Source organism: Kitasatospora nipponensis (assembly GCF_039528135.1).
Lineage (GTDB): Bacteria > Actinomycetota > Actinomycetes > Streptomycetales > Streptomycetaceae > Kitasatospora > Kitasatospora nipponensis.
In genome coordinates, this window is record NZ_BAAALF010001120.1 from 1 (window position 1) to 530 (window position 530).

Annotated in this window: 1 pseudogene; it reads left to right on the forward strand. The window is 61.5% G+C overall.

From position 1 onward, the window contains the following. Positions 1–17 precede the first annotated feature (17 nt). Positions 18–530, forward strand: a pseudogene (locus ABD323_RS45190) (hypothetical protein); the annotation flags it as partial.

Consider the following 530-nt stretch of genomic DNA (forward strand, 5'->3'; position numbering starts at 1 on the left):
GAAGGAGACAGCCTGCGATGATCAATCCGGAGGACGCGGACTTTCACACCCCCACCAGCGACGACCCGACCTGGGCGGAGACCAACTTCTTCGGGTTCTACGTCCCGGAGGTCCCACTCAACGTCGGTGTGTACGCACTTTTCCGCATGAATGCGGGTGTGGTGATCTCCACCGTGGCGATCAACTCACGGTTCGTGGAATCCCCCTGGCAAGCCGACTATTGGGACGCACAGCATCACCTGCCCATCCCCAAGGGGGCCAGTCTGCGCGACTATCAGCTCAACAACGGGCTCAAGGTCGTCTCCCCCGAGCCCAACAAGGTCTGGGACGTCGAGTTCGACAACGGGGACGGGATCGCGCTGAACTTTCGCTATACCGCGTTGATGGACGCCTTCGACATTCACGACCCGCACCAGGATCCGATCGTGGCCGCGAAATCCGGCGACGAATTCGCCTGGGACGAGGCCTACAACGGCCACTTCGACCAGACCGGGCACTTCGAGGGTGAGATCGAGGTGCGCGGAAAGAAG